The sequence below is a fragment of the Streptococcus intestinihominis genome (assembly GCF_046824975.1).
GTDB lineage: Bacteria > Bacillota > Bacilli > Lactobacillales > Streptococcaceae > Streptococcus.
In genome coordinates, this window is sequence record NZ_JBKQBL010000002.1 from 93,585 (window position 1) to 99,237 (window position 5,653).

At 41.8% G+C, this 5,653-nt stretch carries 4 protein-coding genes; all 4 read left to right on the forward strand.

From position 1 onward, the window contains the following. Nucleotides 1-144 precede the first annotated feature (144 nt). On the forward strand, nucleotides 145-675 hold the full coding sequence (locus tag ACLOR3_RS03760) for a DUF308 domain-containing protein (protein WP_140814032.1): 531 nt from the start codon (nucleotides 145-147) through the stop codon (nucleotides 673-675). A gap of 135 nt (nucleotides 676-810) precedes the next feature. Further along, complete coding sequence (locus tag ACLOR3_RS03765) at nucleotides 811-1,770, forward strand: ROK family glucokinase (RefSeq protein ID WP_048716086.1); 960 nt, start codon at nucleotides 811-813, stop codon at nucleotides 1,768-1,770. Between the two features lie 94 nt (nucleotides 1,771-1,864). Continuing rightward, on the forward strand, nucleotides 1,865-2,704 hold the full coding sequence (locus ACLOR3_RS03770; RefSeq protein ID WP_411400365.1) for a thymidylate synthase: 840 nt from the start codon (nucleotides 1,865-1,867) through the stop codon (nucleotides 2,702-2,704). Between the two features lie 236 nt (nucleotides 2,705-2,940). Beyond that, the coding region (locus ACLOR3_RS03775; RefSeq protein ID WP_412037008.1) for a CshA/CshB family fibrillar adhesin-related protein at nucleotides 2,941-5,653 on the forward strand (2,713 nt) is incomplete at its 3' end.

The following is a 5,653-nucleotide window of genomic DNA, read 5'->3' on the forward strand; positions in this document are numbered from 1 at the left end:
AGGCTGAGATGAATGAGAATGGTTCTGACTTCGGTAAGTTGTCCAGTCTCCAGCGTCAGATGGATGAAGAAAACGAGCGACTTTTAACCAAGTACGAACGCTATGAGTACTTGAGTGAGCTGGCAGAAAACTAAAGGAGAAAGAATGCATCATATTAGCAAATACAGTCTGTTATTGTCATCATTTTTATTTTGTGGCATTGGTTTTATTCTCTTTGTGAATCCAATCGAAAAAATTGCCACCTTTAGTTGGTTGATTTCTCTGGGATTTTTCTTGATTTCAGTTTCGCGTTTGTCGCGTTACTATCGTCTACGGACCCAAGCGACCTTGTCGGATCCCTATTTATTTCAAAGCGTGGTCTCGCTAGTCTTTGCAGTCTATCTCTTGCTATATGGCTATAAGACCTTGCCGATTGTCTTTCCGATTACACTTGGAATTTGGCTCTTGTATAAGTCTGCCTTGAGTTTGAAAAAAGCCCATTACCTATCCAAACGATCAGAAGAATTATCCAAGAAGTTTACATTTTGGGGGCTGATTGAGCTGTTTATAGGTTTATTTCTCATTGTCAGTCCACTATCTATTAGTATCTTCTTGTTACATATTTTGGGCTTGTTCTTCTTCGTGATTGGGGTCCAATCCTTGAGGCTCTTTTTAAAACTTCATAACGAAGAGTAATGAACTCCTGTCTGTGTTTTTGCAGACAGGTTCTTTTTTTGTAAATGAAATTGAGAGAATTCTTGAAAAACAATTGAAACCCTTTTCACATTTTGGTATACTAGTGTCAAGAGAATAGGAACAAAGGAGTGTAAAATGTCCAAAAAAATTATTGGTATTGACTTAGGTGGAACATCGGTCAAATTTGCCATTTTGACGCAAGAAGGAGAGATTCAAGAGAAGTGGTCTATCAAGACCAATATCCTCGACGAAGGAAGCCATATCGTTCCTGATATCATCGCTTCCATCAAACACCGCTTGGAATTGTTGAACTTATCCGCAGAAGATTTTATTGGAATCGGGATGGGTTCTCCTGGTGCAGTGGATCGCTTCGAAGGAACTGTCGTTGGAGCCTACAACCTCAACTGGAAAACTGTACAGCCTATCAAGAAAGATATTGAATCTGCCTTGGGAATTCCTTTCTTCATCGATAATGATGCCAACGTAGCTGCCCTTGGTGAACGTTGGAAAGGTGCTGGTGAAAACCAACCGGATGTCGTCTTCATGACACTTGGAACTGGTGTTGGTGGCGGTATCGTAGCAGAAGGAAAACTCTTGCACGGTGCAGGTGGTGTTGCTGGTGAACTTGGCCATATCACAGTTGATTTTGATCGTCCATTTGATTGTACCTGTGGGAAGAAAGGTTGCTTGGAAACAGTAGCTTCAGCGACTGGTATTGTCAATTTGACCCGCCGTTATGCAGATGAATACGCAGGAGATGCGACCTTGAAACGTCTCATTGATGATGGCGAAGAAGTCACAGCTAAGACAGTCTTTGATCTTGCTAAAGATGGAGATGAGTTGGCCTTGATTGTCTACCGTCATTTCTCTCAATACTTGGGTATTGCTTGCGCCAACATCGCTAGTGTCTTGAACCCAGCCAACATTGTCATCGGTGGTGGTGTATCAGCAGCAGGACAATTCCTCTTGGATGGGGTTCAAAAGGTCTTTGACGAGAATACCTTCCCACAAGTCCGTACGTCAACCCAATTGGTGCTTGCTAATCTTGGAAATGATGCAGGAGTTATTGGAGCTGCATCACTTGTGCTACAATAGAATTTATTTGAAAGAGATCCAAATCGTATCATTTGGACCTCTTTTCTTTTATCCTGTGTTATAATGTAGGTATTACAGTATTTAAGGAGATTGAATGACAAAAGCAGATATCCTTTTTAAAGAAAATATTCGAAGAATTATGGAAGAAGGCGTCTGGTCTGAGCAAGCTCGGCCCAAGTACAAGGATGGCACAACAGCCAATTCCAAGTACATCACTGGAGCTTTTATGGAGTTTGATCTGGCCAAGGGCGAGTATCCTATTACAACTCTTCGTCCTATTGCCATCAAGTCGGCTATCAAGGAGATGCTCTGGATCTACCAGGACCAGTCCAATAGTCTGGAACTCCTAAATGACAAGTACCAAGTTTATTATTGGAATGACTGGGAAGTTGGGGATACGGGAACGATTGGAGAGCGGTATGGCGCTGTCGTTAAAAAGCACGACATCATTAACAAGATTCTCAAACAGCTGGAAGCGAATCCCTGGAATCGACGCAATATCATTTCTCTCTGGGACTACCAAGCCTTTGAGGAGAGCGAAGGACTCTTACCTTGTGCTTTTCAAACCATGTTTGATGTGCGCCGTATAGATGGGGAAATCTATCTGGATGCGACCTTGACCCAACGTTCGAATGACATGTTGGTAGCTCATCACATTAATGCCATGCAGTATGTGGCTCTTCAGATGATGATCGCCAAGCATTTTGGCTGGAAGGTTGGGAAATTCTTCTATTTCATTAACAACCTTCACATCTATGATAACCAATTTGAACAAGCAGAAGAGTTGCTTAGACGACAGCCTTCGGACTGCCAACCTCGCTTGGTTTTAAATGTGCCAGATGGTACCAATTTCTTTGATATTAGAGCCGAGGACTTTGTTTTGGAAGATTATGATCCAGTCAAACCTCAATTGAAGTTTGATTTGGCTATTTAGGATTTAAACAAATAATCACTATATATAGGAAGAAAGTTTAAGTTTTTTCATAAAAATGAACCATACTTCCTATTATTTAAATTTAATGATTAGTAATATCATCAATAATTTAAAAAATGATTATTTTTTTGAGTCATTTCGCTTTGATATTTTAAATTATTCTGATAGAATATATAAGGTTTAAAATTAAGGCCAATAAATTAGTTTATTATTTTGAAAAAAATACGGAGGAAAAAATGGGAAAAGATTTATTTAATGATCGCATTAGCAGATTCTCGATTCGTAAATTGAACGTCGGAGTTTGCTCTGTCCTATTAGGAACGCTCGTTATGGTTGGTACAGCGTCAAGCGTAGCAGCCGATGATAACGCAGAGAACCAAGCAACTGTTGCAACGGCAACAGAAGGAGCGACTCAACCTGCTACAACAACAGAAGCTCCTGCTTCTACAACAACTGAAGCGAACACTGCTACAACAAGTGAAGCTCCAGTTGCAGCTACTACTTATAAAGCTGAAGCAGCAGTAACTGCCGGAGGTGTTGCACCAGCTGCAGCGACAGAACCAACAACAGCAGCTGCGACTGAAGAAAAACCAGTAGCAACTCCTGCAGCAGCAGAAGCTTCAACAAACCCAAGCAATAAGGCAACAGAAGCAGCTGCAACAGATAAGAAAGAAGAAGTGGCTGCGGGTGTGGAAGCACCGGCAACTACTAATACACCTTCAACAGAGGAAACAAGAGGCCGTCGCCGTACTCGCCGTGCAGTCGGTGACCCAAATGATGAAAGCTTGATTGGGGATGACGTTGAAGACGCAACTTCAACTCCAAAGGTAGAAAAACCTGGCTTTACAACAGATATTGATGCCAAATCTATGACTAGCCAGATTACTTGGTTGGACTTTGGAGATGTAGCCAACTGGACAGGTGCAAAAAAAGTCATGGTTCCTAAAAATGACCAATTTCCTGATAAAGATTTAGAAGAAAAATTAGCTCTTCAAGTTGGCGCTACCTATACCAAGGAAATCATGCCTGGCTATGTGGTCACTGTAAAAGTTAAATCCTTGAAACCTTTCCAAGCGACTGAAATCTATAAAAAACGGATGGAAGAGCAAGGGGCTACAGAAGCTGAAAAAGCGACCTATGATCCAAATGCAAAAAATGGCTATGTAAAGGGTGTTACCTCAACAGGGGCTAAAAAAGCTTTTAACGATGGCATGGAAGCCGACGTTGTCGCTGATGCTCAAAATAATTGGACTGAAATTAAACATGAAAATGTTGATACGAAAGCCAAGAAGACTACCATGGCTTCAGCTATGAATGGTGGAAATATTGGAGTTCAGTTTGAAATCTCTGCAACCTTCCGTGGAAAGAAAGTTAAGCCAGCTATTGTTATGGCTGATGGCGAGTCTGCTAACCCTGGTGAATTTGTTATGTTCACTACCAATGGAGAAGGCTGGAAGCACATTGGGGAATGGAAGAAAACTACTAGACCAGCCACCTCTGTACCTTATCAACCACAAGATACAGAGAACCTTCTGGGATCTAAACCTAAATATAATAACATTAACCTAAGACAACTTCGTGATTCTACTGAAGTTGGACCAGAAAAGAAACCAGTAGCATGGAAGTACTTTGGAAATCCTGACCAAGTTACAGGTGGTCTAGGAACTGGTATCTTTGGACCAAATATTTCTGCAGGTAATAACACAGTTCCACTCGTGATGACACGTGGAGCATCTGAAGTGGGGCTTTATATCGCTTCAGGTGGTAAACAGTCAGCAATGCTAGGATTCTTCCCACTTGATGAAGGGGATGCTCCTGAGTCATATGGTAAGGCAGTCCATACCATTGCAACTGTTGACGGTGTTACTGGAGCTAAAGTAAATCAACCGTATCTTGGTAGCGTTAGCCCAGATATGGATGAAAACACTACTCAAGACTGGTTCGGTGATGATAAGACAACTACGGCCGATGAAGGAATTAACCAATTGCTTCCAGATGAACTCAAAGGTACAACTAATGAGATGATCAAAATGGACCGTACCAAACCAGGCAACTACAAGATGTCAGTTCAAGCTCATACGGATGGAGCTTCAGAAGCACATATCTATGGTTGGGTAGACTTTAACCAAAATGGTAAATTCGATGAGGATGAACGCTCAAATCTCGCTACAATCACACAAGATGGCACTGTTGAGTTGACCTTTGCGAACAGCAAGACTTACGTCGACCCAAGCGTTAAAGAGTTAGGTGCTCGTGTTCGTATCGCTAAGAAAGCGAACGAGATTGAAAACCCAACTGGTATGGCTTTCTCAGGGGAAGTAGAAGACTTCAAGACACAAATCACCCACCCACCAAAAGGGGAATTTAAGGAAACTTCTGGTCCTCAAGCTACTAAACAAACAGCTACAGTAACCTTTACAGCTCGTGGTGAACACAAGTATGAACGCAACTCTCAGGCAGTCATCGACGAAACTGTAGAACCATACATCGTTGATAAAGATGGTAACCGTGCGACTCTTGATGCAGATGGTTACTATGTTGTACCAGGTCAAGGGAAGTACAAGATTACTGCCAATGGTAAAGACGTAGACGTTGAATTTATCCCAGAAGATAACTTCCTAGGAACAGCTGATGGTATTTCTATCCGTCGTTCAGATAACAATGGCTATGACACTGGTTGGTCAACAAAATTCCCAGATCAAGAACCAAACATTAATGGTCAGTTGAATACCATGGATGGTCAATACGTTCCAACAGTCACTCCGATTGAAATTGAAGGGGTTGATAAGACATCGACTGATGTTCAAGGAGCAACTCAAAAAGAAACACCTACCTTTAATACATCTGCTACTAACTTAAATGGCGATAAGATTGCGATCACACCAAGCGCAGAATATCCTGCTAAGTTGGTTGACCCAGCTACAGGTCTTACTACTGATGCGCCATCTG

Coding starts and splice junctions, on each gene's coding strand:
- ACLOR3_RS03765 (WP_048716086.1), top strand. CDS start 811: ATGTCCAAAAAAATTATTGGTATTGACTTAGGTGGAACATCGGTCAAA.
- ACLOR3_RS03760 (WP_140814032.1), top strand. CDS start 145: ATGCATCATATTAGCAAATACAGTCTGTTATTGTCATCATTTTTATTT.
- ACLOR3_RS03770 (WP_411400365.1), top strand. CDS start 1,865: ATGACAAAAGCAGATATCCTTTTTAAAGAAAATATTCGAAGAATTATG.